General features: G+C 65.4%; 14 protein-coding genes. 10 read left to right on the top strand and 4 right to left on the bottom strand.

Annotated features, from left to right (window positions below):
- The first annotated feature begins 8 nt into the window (after positions 1 to 8).
- From RAD15_RS08015 to RAD15_RS07990, 6 genes are read left to right on the top strand one after another with little or no spacing between them, the layout of a single operon-like run.
- Entirely contained in the window at positions 9 to 1,484 is a 1,476-nt protein-coding gene (locus RAD15_RS08015; protein WP_458176156.1) for a type II and III secretion system protein family protein, read from the top strand.
- A gap of 20 nt (positions 1,485 to 1,504) precedes the next feature.
- On the top strand, positions 1,505 to 2,239 hold the full coding sequence (locus tag RAD15_RS08010) for a CpaD family pilus assembly protein (RefSeq protein ID WP_458176154.1): 735 nt from the start codon (positions 1,505 to 1,507) through the stop codon (positions 2,237 to 2,239).
- Entirely contained in the window at positions 2,236 to 3,504 is a 1,269-nt protein-coding gene (locus RAD15_RS08005) for an AAA family ATPase (RefSeq protein ID WP_458176152.1), read from the top strand. The genes RAD15_RS08010 and RAD15_RS08005 overlap by 4 nt, the downstream gene beginning before the upstream one ends.
- A 21-nt stretch (positions 3,505 to 3,525) precedes the next feature.
- Positions 3,526 to 4,995: a CpaF family protein gene (locus tag RAD15_RS08000; protein ID WP_458176150.1), complete on the top strand. Its 1,470-nt coding sequence runs from the start codon at positions 3,526 to 3,528 to the stop codon at positions 4,993 to 4,995.
- A gap of 13 nt (positions 4,996 to 5,008) precedes the next feature.
- Positions 5,009 to 5,986 (top strand): type II secretion system F family protein, encoded by a 978-nt coding sequence (locus tag RAD15_RS07995; protein ID WP_458176148.1) that lies wholly within the window; start codon positions 5,009 to 5,011, stop codon positions 5,984 to 5,986.
- Between the two features lie 9 nt (positions 5,987 to 5,995).
- On the top strand, positions 5,996 to 6,970 hold the full coding sequence (locus RAD15_RS07990; protein ID WP_458176146.1) for a type II secretion system F family protein: 975 nt from the start codon (positions 5,996 to 5,998) through the stop codon (positions 6,968 to 6,970).
- A gap of 64 nt (positions 6,971 to 7,034) precedes the next feature.
- On the opposite strand, the gene RAD15_RS07985 is transcribed toward RAD15_RS07990, so the two are convergent.
- The 3 genes from RAD15_RS07985 to RAD15_RS07975 all read right to left on the bottom strand — a co-directional run bounded on the left by RAD15_RS07985 (position 7,035) and on the right by RAD15_RS07975 (position 9,922).
- Entirely contained in the window at positions 7,035 to 7,862 is an 828-nt protein-coding gene (locus RAD15_RS07985) for a tetratricopeptide repeat protein (RefSeq protein WP_458176144.1), read from the bottom strand.
- A 95-nt stretch (positions 7,863 to 7,957) separates the two neighbouring features.
- Positions 7,958 to 9,460, bottom strand: coding sequence for a metallophosphoesterase family protein (locus RAD15_RS07980; protein ID WP_458176142.1), 1,503 nt, complete (start codon positions 9,458 to 9,460; stop codon positions 7,958 to 7,960).
- Between the two features lie 258 nt (positions 9,461 to 9,718).
- Positions 9,719 to 9,922, bottom strand: a complete 204-nt coding sequence (locus RAD15_RS07975; RefSeq protein WP_018454690.1) for a hypothetical protein — start codon at positions 9,920 to 9,922, stop codon at positions 9,719 to 9,721.
- 204 nt (positions 9,923 to 10,126) lie between these two features.
- Between RAD15_RS07975 and RAD15_RS07970 the strand changes: the two genes are divergently transcribed.
- From RAD15_RS07970 to RAD15_RS07955, 4 genes are all read left to right on the top strand, one after another.
- The gene (locus tag RAD15_RS07970) at positions 10,127 to 11,500 is read left to right on the top strand and encodes a leucyl aminopeptidase family protein (protein WP_458176139.1); all 1,374 of its coding nucleotides are present in this window, start codon (positions 10,127 to 10,129) and stop codon (positions 11,498 to 11,500) included.
- Entirely contained in the window at positions 11,493 to 12,335 is an 843-nt protein-coding gene (locus RAD15_RS07965; protein ID WP_458176137.1) for a C40 family peptidase, read from the top strand. Before RAD15_RS07970 ends, RAD15_RS07965 begins: the two co-directional genes overlap by 8 nt.
- Positions 12,336 to 12,732: 397 nt before the next feature.
- Entirely contained in the window at positions 12,733 to 13,014 is a 282-nt protein-coding gene (locus RAD15_RS07960) for a hypothetical protein (RefSeq protein ID WP_458176135.1), read from the top strand.
- 38 nt (positions 13,015 to 13,052) lie between these two features.
- The gene (locus tag RAD15_RS07955; protein ID WP_458176133.1) at positions 13,053 to 13,280 is read left to right on the top strand and encodes a hypothetical protein; all 228 of its coding nucleotides are present in this window, start codon (positions 13,053 to 13,055) and stop codon (positions 13,278 to 13,280) included.
- Positions 13,281 to 13,370: 90 nt separating this feature from the next.
- Here RAD15_RS07955 and RAD15_RS07950 read toward each other — a convergent pair whose 3' ends face one another.
- The gene (locus RAD15_RS07950) at positions 13,371 to 15,008 is read right to left on the bottom strand and encodes an ABC transporter ATP-binding protein (RefSeq protein ID WP_458176131.1); all 1,638 of its coding nucleotides are present in this window, start codon (positions 15,006 to 15,008) and stop codon (positions 13,371 to 13,373) included.
- Positions 15,009 to 15,010 lie beyond the last annotated feature (2 nt).

Below are 15,010 nucleotides of genomic sequence, written 5' to 3'. Positions count from 1 at the left end.
CAGGCGATATGAGATGCAGGGCAGATTTGGCGACGATGCGAACCTCATTGGTCCGCGCCCTGTCGTTTTCGGCCGCCTTTGCGCTGACGCTCAACCCGGTGCTGACCCCCGTGGTCGCCGCCGATTACCGCCCCGTGGCGCAGGGCGCGGCCGACGGCCAGATGAACGCGCGCTTCCTCTCGCTCGGCATCGGCAAGTCGATCGTGATCGACCTGCCGCGCGACATCAAGGACGTGCTGGTCGCGGATCCGAAGATCGCCAATGCCGTGGTCCGTTCGGCGCAGCGCGCCTACATCATCGGCGCCTCGGTCGGCCAGACCAACATCGTGTTCTTCGATTCCGCTGGCCAGCAGATCGCGGCCTATGACATCGCGGTCAAGCGCGACCTCAACGGCGTGCGGGCCGCGCTGAAGCAGATCCTGCCCAATTCCGACATCCAGATCGACGGCCTCGGCGACGGCATCGTCCTGACCGGCACGGCGGCGAACCCGGCCGAAGCCCAGCAGGCCAACGACCTCGCCGCGCGCCTCGCCGGCGGCTCCGACAAGGTGGTGAACTCGATCGTGGTCCGCGGCCGCGATCAGGTCATGCTCAAGGTGACGGTGGCCGAGGTCCAGCGCAACATCGTCAAGCAGCTCGGCATCGACCTGACCGCGAACCTCAACTACGGCACGTCGGTGGTGAGCTTCTCCAACTCGAATCCGTTCACCGCTCTCGGCCACAACCTCGTGGACGGCAACAACCTGACCACGAAGTTCGGCGCGACCCCGTCGGTGCAGGCCACCCTGCGCGCGATGGAGACCGCGGGCGTGATCCGGACGCTGGCCGAACCGAACCTGACCGCGATCTCCGGTGAATCGGCAACGTTCATCGCCGGCGGCGAATTCCCGGTGCCGGCGGGCTATGCGTGCGATCCCACCACGCATGTCTGTACCACCCAGATCAGCTTCAAGAAGTTCGGCATCTCGCTCAACTTCACCCCTATCGTTCTGACCGAGGGCAAGATCAGCCTGCGGGTGATGACCGAGGTCTCCGAGCTCTCCAACGAGAATGCGATCACGCTGTCCCAGGCCGTGACCTCGACGTCGGTGAACTCGCTGACGGTGCCCTCGATCAGGACCCGCCGCGCCGAAACGTCGCTGGAAATTCCCTCCGGCGGCGCGATGGCGATGGCCGGCCTGATCCAGCAGCAGACCAAGCAGGCGATCAGCGGATTGCCGGGCCTGATGCAGCTCCCGGTCCTCGGCACGCTGTTCCGCAGCCGCGACTTCGTCAACAACGCGACCGAGCTCTGCGTGATCGTGACGCCCTATATCGTCCGCGCGGTCGCGCAAAAGGACCTGTCGCGGCCGGATGACGGCTTCTCCGCGCCTGCGGATCCGCAGGTCGAGCTGCTCGGCAACATCAACCGCCTCTATGGCGTGCCCGGCCGGACCGAACCGGCCAAAAACTACCGCGGCACCTACGGCTTCATCACCGATTGAGGCGGAACGGGGACTTCACGATGATCACAAAACCACCCCAGATTCGCAGACAGGCCATCCGCCTCGGTGGCGCGCTCGTCGGCATGGCGCTCGCCCTCGGCGGCTGCCAGCACGACCAAGAGGTCACCGCCTCGATTCCCGACGACTACAAGCAGCGTCATCCGATCGCGATCGAGGAGCAGAACCGTTCCATCGTCGTGTTCGTCGGCCATGCCCGCGGCGGGCTGACCGCCGCCCAACGCGCCGACGTGATGGGCGTCGCATCGGCCTGGCTGCACGAAGGCACCGGCGCGATTCGTATCGACGTGCCCTCCGGCACGCCCAATGCGCGCCCGGTCGCGGACACGATGCGTGAAATCCAGGCGATGCTGGCGGGCGCAGGCGTCCCGCCGCGCGGCGTCAACATTCGTCCCTATCAGCCGGAAGACAGGCGCTTCCTGCCGCCGATCCGGCTGACCTATTCCAAGATCGCCGCGGTCGCCGGCCCCTGCGGCCTGTGGCCGGAGGACATCGGCCCCTCGATCAAGAACAAGAGCTGGTTCGAGAACAAGGACTATTACAATTACGGCTGCGCCTATCAGCGCAACCTCGCGGCGATGGTCGACAATCCGTCGGACCTCGAGCAGCCGCGCCCCGAAACGCCATCCTACACGCCGCGGCGTACCGCGGCGTTCGAGAAGTATCGCAAGGGAGTGCCGACGGCGGTCGCCTATCCTGAAGCCGACAGGGCCAAACTCAGTGACACCGGCAAATGATCAACTACGCTAGGCAGACACACGAAGAGCAGCCGGAAGCGGCTCCCCCGCCGGTCGAGGAGCACATTGCGCCTGCGCCGCGCGTCTCGGTCCAGGCCTTCTGCGAGACCGTGGAAACTGCCGCGGCGGTCCAGTCGGCCGGCGAGGATCGCCGTCTCGGCAAGGCCCATCTGAAGATCCAGATGGGCGGCATGGCCGCTGCGATCGAAGCCTACCGCTCGGCGCCCACGCCGAACGTGATCGTGCTAGAGAGCGACGGCCGCAACGACCTGCTGGGCGGACTCGACCACCTCGCCACCGTCTGCGACGCCGGCACCCGCGTGGTCGTGATCGGCCGCATCAACGACGTCACGCTCTACCGCGAGCTGGTGCGCCGCGGCGTCAGCGACTACGTGCTCGCGCCGGTCGGCCCGATCGACGTCGTGCGCTCGATCTGCAACCTGTTCTCCGCGCCGGAAGCCAAGGCCGTCGGCCGCATCATCGCCGTGGTCGGCGCCAAGGGCGGCGTCGGGGCCTCCACCATCTCCCACAACGTCGCCTGGGCGATCGCGCGCGATCTCGCGATGGACGCGGTCGTCGCCGATCTCGACCTCGCCTTCGGCACCGCCGGGCTCGACTACAACCAGGATCCGCCGCAGGGCATTGCGGATGCGGTGTTCTCGCCCGACCGGGTCGATACGGCCTTCATCGACCGCCTGCTGTCGAAATGCACCGACCACCTCAGCCTGCTGGCAGCGCCGGCGACGCTGGACCGGGTCTATGATTTCGGCACCGACGCCTTCGATGCGGTGTTCGACACGCTGCGCTCCACCATGCCCTGCATCGTGCTCGACATTCCGCACCAATGGTCGGGCTGGACCAAGCGCGCCTTGATCGGAGCGGACGACATCCTGATCGTCGCCGCGCCCGACCTCGCCAACCTTCGCAACACCAAGAACCTGTTCGATCTGTTGAAGGCCGCGCGCCCCAACGACCGGCCGCCGCTCTACTGCCTGAACCAGGTCGGCGTGCCGAAACGGCCCGAAATCGCGGCCACCGAGTTCGCCAAGGCGATCGAGAGCCAGCCGGTCGTCTCGATCCCGTTCGAGCCGCAGATCTTCGGCTCGGCCGCCAACAACGGCCAGATGATCGCGGAGATCTCGGCCAACCACAAGTCGATTGAGATGTTCCTTCAGATCGCCCAGCGCCTGACCGGCCGCAGCGAGACGAAGAAGCAAAAGTCGTCCCTGCTTTCACCCCTGATTGAGAAGTTGCGGGGAAAATAGGCCGCCGCATGGAGTCGTTAAGTGTTCGGTAAGCGTAGCGGAACAGACACCGATACTCGGGCCCCGAAGCCCGGCGCCGTGTCGCCAGAGCCTGCCCCGGCTCCGGCGCCCGCCGTGTCGCGCGCGCCGCCGCCCCCGGCCGTCGCCTCGCCTCCCCTGGCGCCGATCAAGGCTCCACCGCCTCCGCCGATGGAGAGCCGCCGCTCGGACAATTACTACGAGGTCAAGGCGACCATCTTCGGGGCGCTGATCGAGGCCATCGACCTCGCCCAGCTCGCCAAGCTCGATTCGGAGTCGGCCCGCGAGGAAATCCGCGACATCGTCAACGAGATCATCGCGATCAAGAACATCGTGATGTCGATCGCCGAGCAGGAAGAGCTGCTCGACGACATCTGCAACGACGTGCTCGGCTACGGCCCGCTGGAGCCGCTGCTGTCGCGCGACGACATCGCCGACATCATGGTCAACGGCGCCAACACCGTCTACATCGAAGTCGGCGGCAAGATCCAGCGCACCGGTATCCGCTTCCGCGACAACCAGCAGCTCCTCAACATCTGCCAGCGCATCGTCAGCCAGGTCGGCCGGCGCGTCGACGAATCCTCGCCGATCTGCGACGCGCGCCTCGCCGACGGCTCGCGCGTCAACGCCATCGTGCCGCCGCTGTCGATCGACGGCCCCGCGCTCACCATCCGCAAGTTCAAGAAGGACAAGCTGACGCTCGACCAGCTCGTCAAGTTCGGCGCAATCTCGCCGGAAGGCGCCGAGATCCTCCAGATCATCGGCCGCGTCCGCTGCAACGTGCTGATCTCCGGCGGTACCGGCTCGGGCAAGACCACGCTGCTCAACTGCATGACCAATTACATCGAGCACGACGAGCGCGTCATCACCTGCGAAGACGCCGCCGAACTTCAGCTCCAGCAGCCCCACGTGGTGCGGCTGGAAACCCGCCCACCCAACATCGAGGGCGAAGGCCAGATCACGATGCGCGAACTGGTGCGCAACTGCCTGCGTATGCGCCCCGAGCGCATCATCGTCGGCGAGGTCCGCGGCCCGGAGGCCTTCGACCTGCTCCAGGCCATGAATACCGGCCATGACGGCTCGATGGGCACGCTGCACGCCAACAACCCGCGCGAGGCCCTGTCGCGCTGCGAATCCATGATCACGATGGGCGGTTTCTCGCTGCCGTCGCGGACCATCCGCGAGATGATCTGCGCCTCGATCGACGTCATCGTCCAGGCAGCGCGCCTGCGCGACGGCTCGCGCCGCATCACGCACATCACCGAGGTGATGGGCATGGAAGGCGACACCATCATCACCCAGGACATCTTCCTCTTCGACATGGTCGGCGAGGACGCCAACGGCAAGATCATCGGCCAGCACCGCTCGACCGGCATCGGCCGTCCGAAGTTCTGGGAACGCGCCCGCTATTACGGCGACGAGAAGCGACTTGCCGCCGCGCTCGACGCTGCGGAAGTGGCGCCGAAGACGTGAGGTCAGCGCCGCCATGAACATGCAGGTCCTCGCCCTCGCCTTCCTCGCCACCGCCGCCGTCGGCGGCATCGCCTGGGTCTTCATCTATCCGCTCCTGTCCGGAGAGCGGAAGGCCGAAAGCCGCCGCTCCTCGATCGCGCGCGCCGACGCGCCCGCTGCCAAGCAGACCGAGAAGAGCCTGCGATCGCGCCGTGAGCAGGTCGAGACCTCGCTCAAGGACCTCGAGGCACGGCGCCAGCAGGAGAAGAGCGTTCCGCTCAATGTCCGGATATCGCAGGCCGGCCTCGACTGGACGCCGCAGAAATTCTGGATCGTGTCGGCCGTCGTGGCGGGCGTGTTCTTCGTCGTCGCCATGTTTGCCGGCGGCGGCCTGATCGGCGCTGCCGGCCTCGCCTTTGCCGGCGGTTTCGGCCTGCCGCGCTGGGCTCTGGGTTTCCTGAAGAAGCGTCGTGAAAGCAAATTCCTCGCGGCGCTGCCCGATGCCGTCGACGTGATCGTTCGCGGCATCAAGGCGGGCCTGCCGCTGTTCGAATCGATCAAGGTCGTCGCTGCCGATGCGCCCGAGCCGCTGCGCAGCGAGTTTCTGGCCATCATCGAGACGCAGGCGATCGGCATGCCGCTCGGCGAGGCTTGCTCGCGCCTCTATGACCGCATGCCGCTGCCGGAGGCGAATTTCTTCGGCATCGTCATCTCGATCCAGCAGAAATCCGGCGGCAATCTCTCCGAAGCGCTCGGCAACCTCTCCAAGGTGCTGCGCGACCGCAAGAAGATGAGGGAAAAGATCCAGGCAATGTCGATGGAAGCCAAGGCCTCGGCCGGCATCATCGGCTCGCTGCCGCCGATCGTCATGTTCCTCGTCTATCTCACGACGCCACACTACATCTCGCTGCTGTGGACCCATCCCACCGGCCAGCTCATGCTGGTCGGCTGCGTCGTCTGGATGGCGATCGGCATCATGGTGATGAAGAAGATGATCAACTTCGATTTCTGACGGTGCCCTATGGTCGAGTTTCTCGTTTCGAAGCTACATGACGTCCGCTTCATGACCATGCTGCTGGCGGCCATCGCCGCCAGCGCCACCGTCTATACGCTGGTGATGCCGCTGTTCGCCGGCGAGGGCCTCTCCAAGCGCATGAAGGCGGTGGCGAGCGAGCGTGAGCGCATCCGGCAGCGCGAGCGCGAGCGCCTCAACAAGAACGAGAAGGTCTCGCTGCGCCAGACGCCGAAGCAGATCGTCTCCAAGGTCGTCGATGATTTCAATCTCACCAAATGGCTGGCGCAGGAAGCCGCCCGCGACAAGCTCATCATGGCGGGCTACCGCGGCCAGGCGCCCTACATCACCTTCCTGTTCGCCCGCATGGTGGCACCGCTGGTGCTCTTCGTCGGCGCGATCCTCTACGTGTTCCTGATCGCGCACATGGAGAAGCCGGTGCCGGTCAAGATCGGCATCTGTATCGGCGCCGCCTATCTCGGCCTCCAGGCGCCGATGCTGTTCCTCAGGAACGCGATCTCCAAGCGCCAGCTCTCGATCAAGCGCGCCTTTCCCGACGCGCTCGACCTGCTGCTGATCTGCATCGAATCCGGCATGTCGGTCGAGATGGCGTTCCGCAAGGTTGCCACCGAGATCGTCGGCCAGTCGATCGCGCTGTCGGAGGAGTTCACCCTGACCACGGCGGAGCTGTCCTATTTGCAGGATCGCAAGGTCGCCTATGAGAACCTGGCGCGGCGCACCGGGCTCGAGGGCGTCAAGTCGGTGTGTCTGGCGCTTCAGCAGGCGGAGCGCTACGGCACCCCGCTCGGCCATTCCCTGCGCGTCATGGCGCAGGAAAATCGCGACATGCGCATGACCGAAGCCGAGAAGAAGGCCGCCGCCCTGCCGCCGAAGCTGACGGTGCCGATGATCCTGTTCTTCCTGCCCGTGCTGTTCGTCGTCATTCTCGGACCGACCGGCATCAAGATCTCCGAGATGCAGTGACGTCAAGACGCGGCCCGCGCGGTTGGCGCGGGCGGCATCAACATGATGAGACGATCAGTTCTGATCAGTCGGACTGGCTGAGCGAGGCGACCGGTGTCCGCTTTGGGGCGCCGCGCGGGGCGTCGCTGCGGGTCAGCATTTCCTTGAGATAGGCGACGTTGGCGGCGGCCTGATCCGGCGGCAGGTCCGCCTTCACGATGGTCTCGGCCTCAGTGAAGCGGCCTTGCAGACCGACGACCAGGCCGAGATTCTGCCGCACCCGGACGCTTGCGCGCGGCGAAGCATAAGCCTGCCGCAACACCTCTTCGGCCTTCGGCAGCTCCTTCGTCAGCATATAGGACAGGCCGAGATTGGAGAGCACGCCGGGATCGCCTGGCGCGATCTTCAGCGCGCTCGCATAGTAGGAGCGCGCCTCCTGGTGCCGGCCCATCTGATCGAGCGCGGTGCCCTGCACCGAGAGCAGGCGCCAATCCGGATTGTCGGGCGAATGCGCTTTCGACAGCACGTCGAAGGCCTGCTGGAAATTGCCATTGTCGGCGAGCGCGCGGCCGTATTGGGCGAGCATCGGCTTGTTGCCGGGATTGGCGATGGTCGCCTGCTCGAGCACGGCGGCGGCCTGGGCCCGCTGGCCGTTGGCACGCAAGGCCTGGCCATAGCCGAGTGCCGCCTCGACGTCCTTGGGATTGGCGCGGTAGCGCTCGCCATAGACCTCGACGGCGCGCGCGGGATCGGCGGGAGCGCGATCGGTGGACGCGGTATCCGCGCGGGGGCCGATCGAGCCGGTGACATCGGAGAGTTTCGGCATGGCGGAGCAGCCGCCGAGACCCATGGCGACCACCGCGACCAGCGAGGTGGACGCAAGAAGCCGGGCAAGACTGAACCGTTGACGCATGACGCTTTCACTCGCGAGCCGATTGATCGAGCCGAACGCGCCAGCAATAGACTGTTAACCCTAATGGCCGGTTAACGCCGCGCCGCCCGCACGTCTCACGGCGGCGTCTGCGGCGGTACCTCCCCGCCAAGCCCGAGATCGAGGCCGAGCAGCTTCACCTGCGCGTTCAGGTCCCGCAGCGATTGCAGCCTTTGCCGCGCCATCGCCTCGACCTCGATCCCCGGGTGCGGCATCCCCGGCAGTTCGCGCCGCAGATCGTCGCGATTGAAAAGACGCTTCGCACCTAGCTCGTCGAGCCGAACCTGTTCGATACCGAGCACGCCGGCGGATTGCTCGATCAATCGGCGCAGCAGCACCGTGACTGCGGCAAGCGCCTCACCCTCCTGCTTGCGCGCCGACCTCACGAACTTGCCGCCGAGATCGGCCCATGCGTGAGCGGTGACGAGATAGGTGTGGAACGTATTTGACCAGTCCAGCTCGCCGTCCGCGTAGAAGGCGCGGCGCATCAGGAGCCGGCAGGCCAGTGCCGCGACCTGATCCCGCGTCAGCGTCGTGCACGAGCCGATCTCGATGGCCACCTGGACGGCCGGGTCGCGGGAGAAGTCCCGGCCTGCCGGCAACCTGATGACGCCGTCCGGCAGGTTCGAGTCGAGCGGCCTGAAGGCGCCATCGTTGCGCAGCCGCGAATAGCGGGCGATCGCGAACCGGTATTCCGTGCGGCCGGCATGGAGCGTCGGACCAAAATGAATGACGTTGAAGCCGGCATCGTCACCGGCCTGCCCGGTCGATGATGGACAGGACAGCACGTAGATCGTGCGCCAAAACGCTTCGCCGCTTTCGCTCGACGTCGCACGCGGATCGGGGATCGAATAGCGGGTTAGGCCCTCCACATGCCGATGCCCGTGCAGCACCAGATCGACATTGAGGGAGGTCGCCGCTTCAAGGAAGGTCGCGGGCGCGGCAAGATACATCAGCGGCTCGTCCGGCACGCCGAGAAACCGCTTTCCCTCTCCGGTCGCCTGCGGCAGCGGATGATGGTGCAGCGCCAGCGCGCGCAACAGGTTTTCCGCCGGCTCGGCATGGTCGGCGCGTCCAGCCGACCCAAGGCAACCCGCGAGCTCGACGCTCAGCCGGGCAGAATCCGCGACCGTGGCGTGGTAGGCATTTTGATCGACAAGGCCGCTCGCGAGCGTCGTCAGGCTTGCGCGGTTGGAATCCAGCAGCACCAGATCGAGGCCGGCCTGGCGGTAATAGACGCTCTTCGACGTCCGTGGCAGATGCAGGTAATCATAGACGTCGTGGCGGCCCGCACGCTGACTCGGACGCTTGACATCATGATTGCCGGCGACCGCCTGGATGTCGGTGAACAGCCCGGTTTGCCGGAAGGATGCGATGACGGCGAGCGCTTCGTCGAGCGCGCGCGGCGTCGGGTCGTCCACGAGATCGCCCGTGATCAGCAGGATGCGATCGGGGATGTCCGCGAAGTCCGCCATCTTCTCGCGAATTGCGGCGGTGAGCGTCTCGATCGTCGCGAGCAGACGGCCCGATCCGTCCAGATGCAGGTCGGAAATCTGCACAATAACGAACGATCTATCCATGTTGCGCCGCTCATTGCGAATGCTGCGCCGCCCAAACGATGAGAGAAATGCCTTTAACGAAAAGATTCAGCCCGGTATCCGACCGCGTGCCATGCCGCCGGCTTGCGCTCGATACGTGCAGAAACGCACCACACAATCTAAAATGTCCGTCGATAATGCCACAACCACAGCGCTAGTAAAGCCCCGCGGCCGCGCTCTCGTGAACGGCAGTTCTCAACATGGATACGAGCCCCACCCGATGACGGTTTCGCTTGCCGATCAATATTCGATGGCGAGCCGCTTGCGGATTTCGTCGATGCGCTTGTCGAGCGCATCGAACCGCGCGTGCACCGAGCGATCGTGGAGATAGAAGACGTAGCCGCCGGCGAGGAACGCGAAGATCCAGTGATGATGCTCAACGTAGCCAAAGATCGCCTCGACGGCCTGGCCGATGAATGTGACCACGCTCCACACAAATTCCATTGCATTTCCTCCCGGCGCGCATTGTCGTCGGTCGCCGGCGATCTTCGACACCTGGCGGCCGTTTGCCGGAACCTAGCATGACACCCCTGCTGCGAGTAGCGGCTCACCGAGCGGTGACAGCAAAGCCGATTGCGGCGGCGGCGAAACTCTGCGAAGTCTCCCTGGTTCGCACGACCTGTTTGACCTGACGATCCGGACCCGCCAATGCCTTCTGTCTTCGAGACGTCGCCCACCGCCATCCCGATCACCTTCGTCACCAAGTCGAGCTGGGATCAGGTCGCCGAGACGCTGCCGCCGGCGCAACGCCAGTTCGCCGCCGCGAGCGCCTTTACGGCCAAGCCGGGCGGCTATCTGGCGCTGCCCGCGCCCGACGGCGCGATCGCGCAAGTGCTGTTCGGCCTCGAGGACGAGGGTGCAAGATCGCGCGACCTGTTCCGGCCGGGCGCGCTGCCGGGCCTGCTGCCGCCGGGGACTTACCGCTTTGCCAATGCACCGCATGATGCACGACTGGCGACGCTCGCCTTCGCACTCGGGCGCTACCGCTTCGCGCGTTACCGCAAGGCCGACAGACCCGACGTCCGGCTGGTGCCGCCCGATGGCGTCGACGCGGCCGAGATCGAGCGGATCGCCGATGCCGCGATGCTGGCGCGCGATCTCATCAACACGCCGTCCAACGACATGGGGCCGGAAGAGCTGGCCGCCGCCGCGCAAGCGCTCGCGGCCGAGTTCGGGGCAAGCTGCGCCTGCACCATCGGCAAGGATCTGAAGACCGACTTTCCGCTGATCCATGCCGTCGGCATGGCCTCGGACCGCGCGCCGCGGCTGATCGACATCGGCTGGGGCGATCCCGCCCATCCCAAGGTGACGCTGGTCGGCAAGGGCGTCTGCTTCGACACCGGCGGGCTCGATCTCAAGCCGTCGAGCGGCATGCTGATCATGAAGAAGGACATGGGCGGCGCCGCCAACGTGCTGGCGCTCGCGCGCATGGTGATGGACGCAAAGCTGAAGGTCCGGCTGCGCGTGCTGATTCCGGCCGTGGAAAACGCGGTCGCCGGCAATGCCTTCCGTCCCCTGGACATCTTCACCTCGCGCAAGGGGATCACGGTCGAGATCGGCAACACAGATGCCGAAGGCCGGCTCGTGCTCGCCGACGCGCTGGCGCTCGCCGACGAGGAAACGCCGGACCTGCTGATCGATCTGGGCACGCTGACCGGCGCGGCGCGCGTCGCGCTGGGCCCGGATTTACCGCCCTTTTACACCAATGATGAGACGCTGGCCGCCGACGTCGCGCGGTGCGCGGTGAAGGAGAACGATCCGTTGTGGCGCATGCCGCTATGGCCGCCCTACGATGCGTGGCTGGACTCCAAGGCGGCCACCATCACCAACGCGCCATCAGGCGGGTTTGCCGGCTCGATCACCTGCGCGCTGTTCCTGCAGCGCTTCGTCGAGCAGGCCAAGAGCTGGCTGCATGTCGACATCTATGGCTGGACGCCGTCGGCCAAGCCGGCGCGGCCCGAAGGCGGCGAGTGCCAGGCCGCGCGCGCCATCTACGCATTGCTGAGCGAGCGCTATGCATGATCCGCGAGTAACACCGGCGCGAGGCGACCTCGCCGCGAAATATCTCGAAGGCAAGGTGAAGGCGGATCGCTTCGTCACCGGCGAGGCATTCGAGGTGGTGGAGGCGATCGCAGCCGTGCGCGAGCAGCCGTCATCGAACGCCATGCTGATGACGGAAGCGCTGCGCGGCGAGCGCGTCACGGTCTACGACCGCAATGGCGAGGGCTGGGCCTGGGGCCAGCTCAATGGCGACGGTTATGTCGGCTGGCTGCCGGACGCGGCGCTCGCGGAGCCATCGGCCGCACCGACCCACAAGGTGAGCGCGCTGCGGACGTTTGCCTTCCCCGGCCCCTCGATCAAGTTGCCGCCGGCCGGCACGCTCGCGCTCGGATCGACGCTCACGGTGACCCGCGAGGACGGCACCTTCGCCGTGACGCGTGACGGACACTATCTACCCAGGGCCCATCTCGCCTCGCTCGATCATCGCGAGCCGGATTTCGTCGCAGTCGCCGAGCGCTTCGTCGGCACGCCCTATCTCTGGGGCGGCAAGAGCAGTTTTGGCATCGACTGCTCTGGCCTCGTGCAGGTCTCGCTGACCGCCGCCGGCATTGGCTGCCCGCGCGACAGCGACATGCAGCAGGCTGGCCTCGGCCGCACGCTGGAACCGCACGAGCGAAGCAAGCTGCAACGCGGCGATCTCATTTTCTGGAAGGGCCATGTCGCCATCGTCCGCGACGGCGGCACCATGGTTCACGCCAACGCGCATCACATGGCAACAGTGATCGAGGCAACCGAGCCGGCGGTCGCGCGGATCAAGGCGGCAGGCAGCGAGATCGTCGCGATCAAGCGGCTCTAGGGCGGGCCTTCATGAATTCGTAGCCACGCGGGTGGCCGAATTCCGATCAAAAGCGCCGTCGTTCCAACCAGTAGCAAGGCAACAACGCCCGAAGACAGCTTTGAAGCCATCACCGCCTCCGCGGTAAGCTGTTGGTGCGGATATTATCGTCGATATCGATATGTTTGAGCGAAGCCGACCGCGACACTCCAGCGCAGATAGAACCGGAAGTCTCGTACGTTCCCCAAGCTCATTTTCGGGGAACACGTGCACGATCATTCGCGCAACCCGTCATTCGAAGGGCAACCCGCGGCCGGCTCATAGGCATCTCGCGGCGCAGCTACGGAACAACGTTACAACTGAGAGATTCGCGGAACGAAACGCGTCGTCAGTCTTTCTCAGCCTTTGGGAGGTGCCCATGAGTTCTCAGGCCAAAGAAGGTGCGTGTGCGTTCGCTTGGCGGAACTACTTGCTGCTCCACAGCGGCATCGGCGAGAATGATAACAGGCGTGCCGCCCTCTACCGTTACATCGCCGATCTTCGCGATACCGCCGAAGATGATTTCGATCTCCTGCAAATAGCCGCAGTCGCCTACCTGAAGAAACTGGATGAACTGCAGGACAACCAATGCGCGCGCCTCGCGGCAGATCAAGTTTTGGCCAAGTGCTTGGAAGCACGCAATTCACCACACGACAGGTAGCCTTTAGGCCATAACACCAGAGCAAAGGAGCGAGCAAAATGGCAGACAAGACCAATGCAGACCGTTTCGCGCGCGACCCAGAACGGCGCATCGCCGCAGCGACAGCAATCGGCATGAATGCCTTGAAACCGATGATGCACTTTCAGATCTCAATGCTGAGGATGTGGGCCGATAGCATCGAGAGACTCGCGGGCAATTACGAAAAGCGGCTGGAAGAAACCGCGACCGCAGCCGAGGACCAGTCAGACAAGGAACGCGCCGCCTAGATCGACGCAACGGGTCAAGCGCAGCCCGCTCTGGCCACAAGCAGAAGCGTCCCCCGGGGGCGCGCTATCGCGCGCCCCGGAATAACAGGATCAGGTCGCCACCGACCCGTTCTCCGCCGTCTCCAGCCGGAACGCCGCGGCGAACAGTGCGCGCGTGTAGTCCGTCTTCGGATTCTTGAACAGCTCGGCGGCCTGCCCTTCCTCGACCACCTTGCCGCCGCGCATCACGATCAGGTGGCTGGCGAGCGAGGCGACGACGCGCAAATCGTGCGAGATGAACATGTAGGTGAGATCTCGTTTGCGCTGCAGCTCGCGCAGGAGATCGACCATCTGCGCCTGGAACAGCATGTCGAGTGCGCTGGTCGGCTCGTCCAGCACGACGAAATCCGGCTCCAGCACCACGGCGCGCGCGATCGAGATGCGCTGGCGCTGGCCGCCGGAAAACTCATGCGGATAGCGGTAGCGGGTGTCCGGCTTCAGCCCGACGTCTTCCAGCGCCTTGACGACGCGTGCCTCGCGCTCCTCCTGCGACAGTTTTGGCTGATGCACGGAGAGGCCTTCGGCGATGATGTCGGCGATCGACATGCGCGGGCTGAGCGAGCCGAACGGATCCTGGAACACGATCTGCATGTCGCGGCGGAAGGGCCGCATCTCCTTGAAGCGCAGGCCCTGGATGTCTTTCCCCAGGAACACGATGCGTCCGTTCGAGGAGATCAGCCGCAGCAATGCGAGCCCGAGCGTGGTCTTGCCCGAGCCGGATTCGCCGACGACGCCGAGCGTCTCGCCCTTGCGCACGGCGACACTGACGCCGTCGACCGCCTTGATGTGGCCGATCGTCTTGCGCATCAAGCCGCGCTTGATCGGAAACCAGACCTTGAGGTCGTTGGCCGACATCACCACCGGCGCATTCGGCTGCGGCGGCGCGGGATCCGGCTTCGGCTCAGCCGCGAGCAGGTCGCGCGTATAGGGATGCTTCGGGGTCTTGAAGACCTGCTCGACCGGCCCCTGCTCGACGATTTCGCCGCCTTTCATGACGCAGACGGTGTCAGCGATGCGGCGCACGATGCCGAGATCGTGGGTGATGAAGAGCAGGCTCATGCCGAGCCGCGAACGAATCTCGGCGAGCAGTGCCAGGATCTGCGCCTGCACGGTGACGTCGAGCGCGGTGGTCGGCTCGTCCGCGATCAAAAGATCCGGCTCGTTGGCGAGCGCCATCGCGATCATGACGCGCTGGCGCTGGCCGCCGGAGAGCTGGTGCGGATAGCTCTTCAGCCGCGTCTCGGGCTCGGGAATGCCGACTTGCGTCAGCAATTCCAGCGTCCGCTTGCGCGCGTCTGCATTGCTGGTCGGATTGTGCAGCTGGATGATCTCGCCGATCTGCGCCTCGATCGTGTGCAGCGGATTGAGCGAGGTCATCGGCTCCTGGAAGATGATGGAGATGTCGCTGCCTCTGATCTCCCGCATCTGCTGCTCGGATTGGTCGATCAGCTCCTGCCCCTTGAAGCGGATGCTGCCCGAGGGATGCGATGCATTCGGATAGGGCAGCAGCTTGAGGATCGAAAGCGCGCTGACCGACTTGCCGGAGCCGGACTCGCCGACCAGCGCCAGGCATTCGCCGCGCTTGATCTGGAATGAGACCTTGTCGACCGCGAGCGTGGTGGCGCCGCCCTGGTGGAAGGCCACCGAGAGATCGCGCACGCTGAGCAGGGGCTGGTTGATCGCGTCCATGG

Source organism: Bradyrhizobium sp. 14AA, assembly GCF_054185205.1.
This window is presented reverse-complemented; position numbering and strand designations above follow the sequence as displayed.

What these genes read in the sequence shown, in the direction of transcription:
- RAD15_RS08015 (WP_458176156.1), top strand. Translation starts at nt 9, where the DNA reads ATGAGATGCAGGGCAGATTTGGCGACGATGCGAACCTCATTGGTCCGC.
- RAD15_RS08010 (WP_458176154.1), top strand. Translation starts at nt 1,505, where the DNA reads ATGATCACAAAACCACCCCAGATTCGCAGACAGGCCATCCGCCTCGGT.
- RAD15_RS08005 (WP_458176152.1), top strand. Translation starts at nt 2,236, where the DNA reads ATGATCAACTACGCTAGGCAGACACACGAAGAGCAGCCGGAAGCGGCT.
- RAD15_RS07995 (WP_458176148.1), top strand. Translation starts at nt 5,009, where the DNA reads ATGAACATGCAGGTCCTCGCCCTCGCCTTCCTCGCCACCGCCGCCGTC.
- RAD15_RS07990 (WP_458176146.1), top strand. Translation starts at nt 5,996, where the DNA reads ATGGTCGAGTTTCTCGTTTCGAAGCTACATGACGTCCGCTTCATGACC.
- RAD15_RS07985 (WP_458176144.1), bottom strand. Translation starts at nt 7,862, where the DNA reads ATGCGTCAACGGTTCAGTCTTGCCCGGCTTCTTGCGTCCACCTCGCTG.
- RAD15_RS07980 (WP_458176142.1), bottom strand. Translation starts at nt 9,460, where the DNA reads ATGGATAGATCGTTCGTTATTGTGCAGATTTCCGACCTGCATCTGGAC.
- RAD15_RS07975 (WP_018454690.1), bottom strand. Translation starts at nt 9,922, where the DNA reads ATGGAATTTGTGTGGAGCGTGGTCACATTCATCGGCCAGGCCGTCGAG.
- RAD15_RS07970 (WP_458176139.1), top strand. Translation starts at nt 10,127, where the DNA reads ATGCCTTCTGTCTTCGAGACGTCGCCCACCGCCATCCCGATCACCTTC.
- RAD15_RS07965 (WP_458176137.1), top strand. Translation starts at nt 11,493, where the DNA reads ATGCATGATCCGCGAGTAACACCGGCGCGAGGCGACCTCGCCGCGAAA.
- RAD15_RS07960 (WP_458176135.1), top strand. Translation starts at nt 12,733, where the DNA reads ATGAGTTCTCAGGCCAAAGAAGGTGCGTGTGCGTTCGCTTGGCGGAAC.
- RAD15_RS07955 (WP_458176133.1), top strand. Translation starts at nt 13,053, where the DNA reads ATGGCAGACAAGACCAATGCAGACCGTTTCGCGCGCGACCCAGAACGG.
- RAD15_RS07950 (WP_458176131.1), bottom strand. Translation starts at nt 15,008, where the DNA reads ATGGACGCGATCAACCAGCCCCTGCTCAGCGTGCGCGATCTCTCGGTG.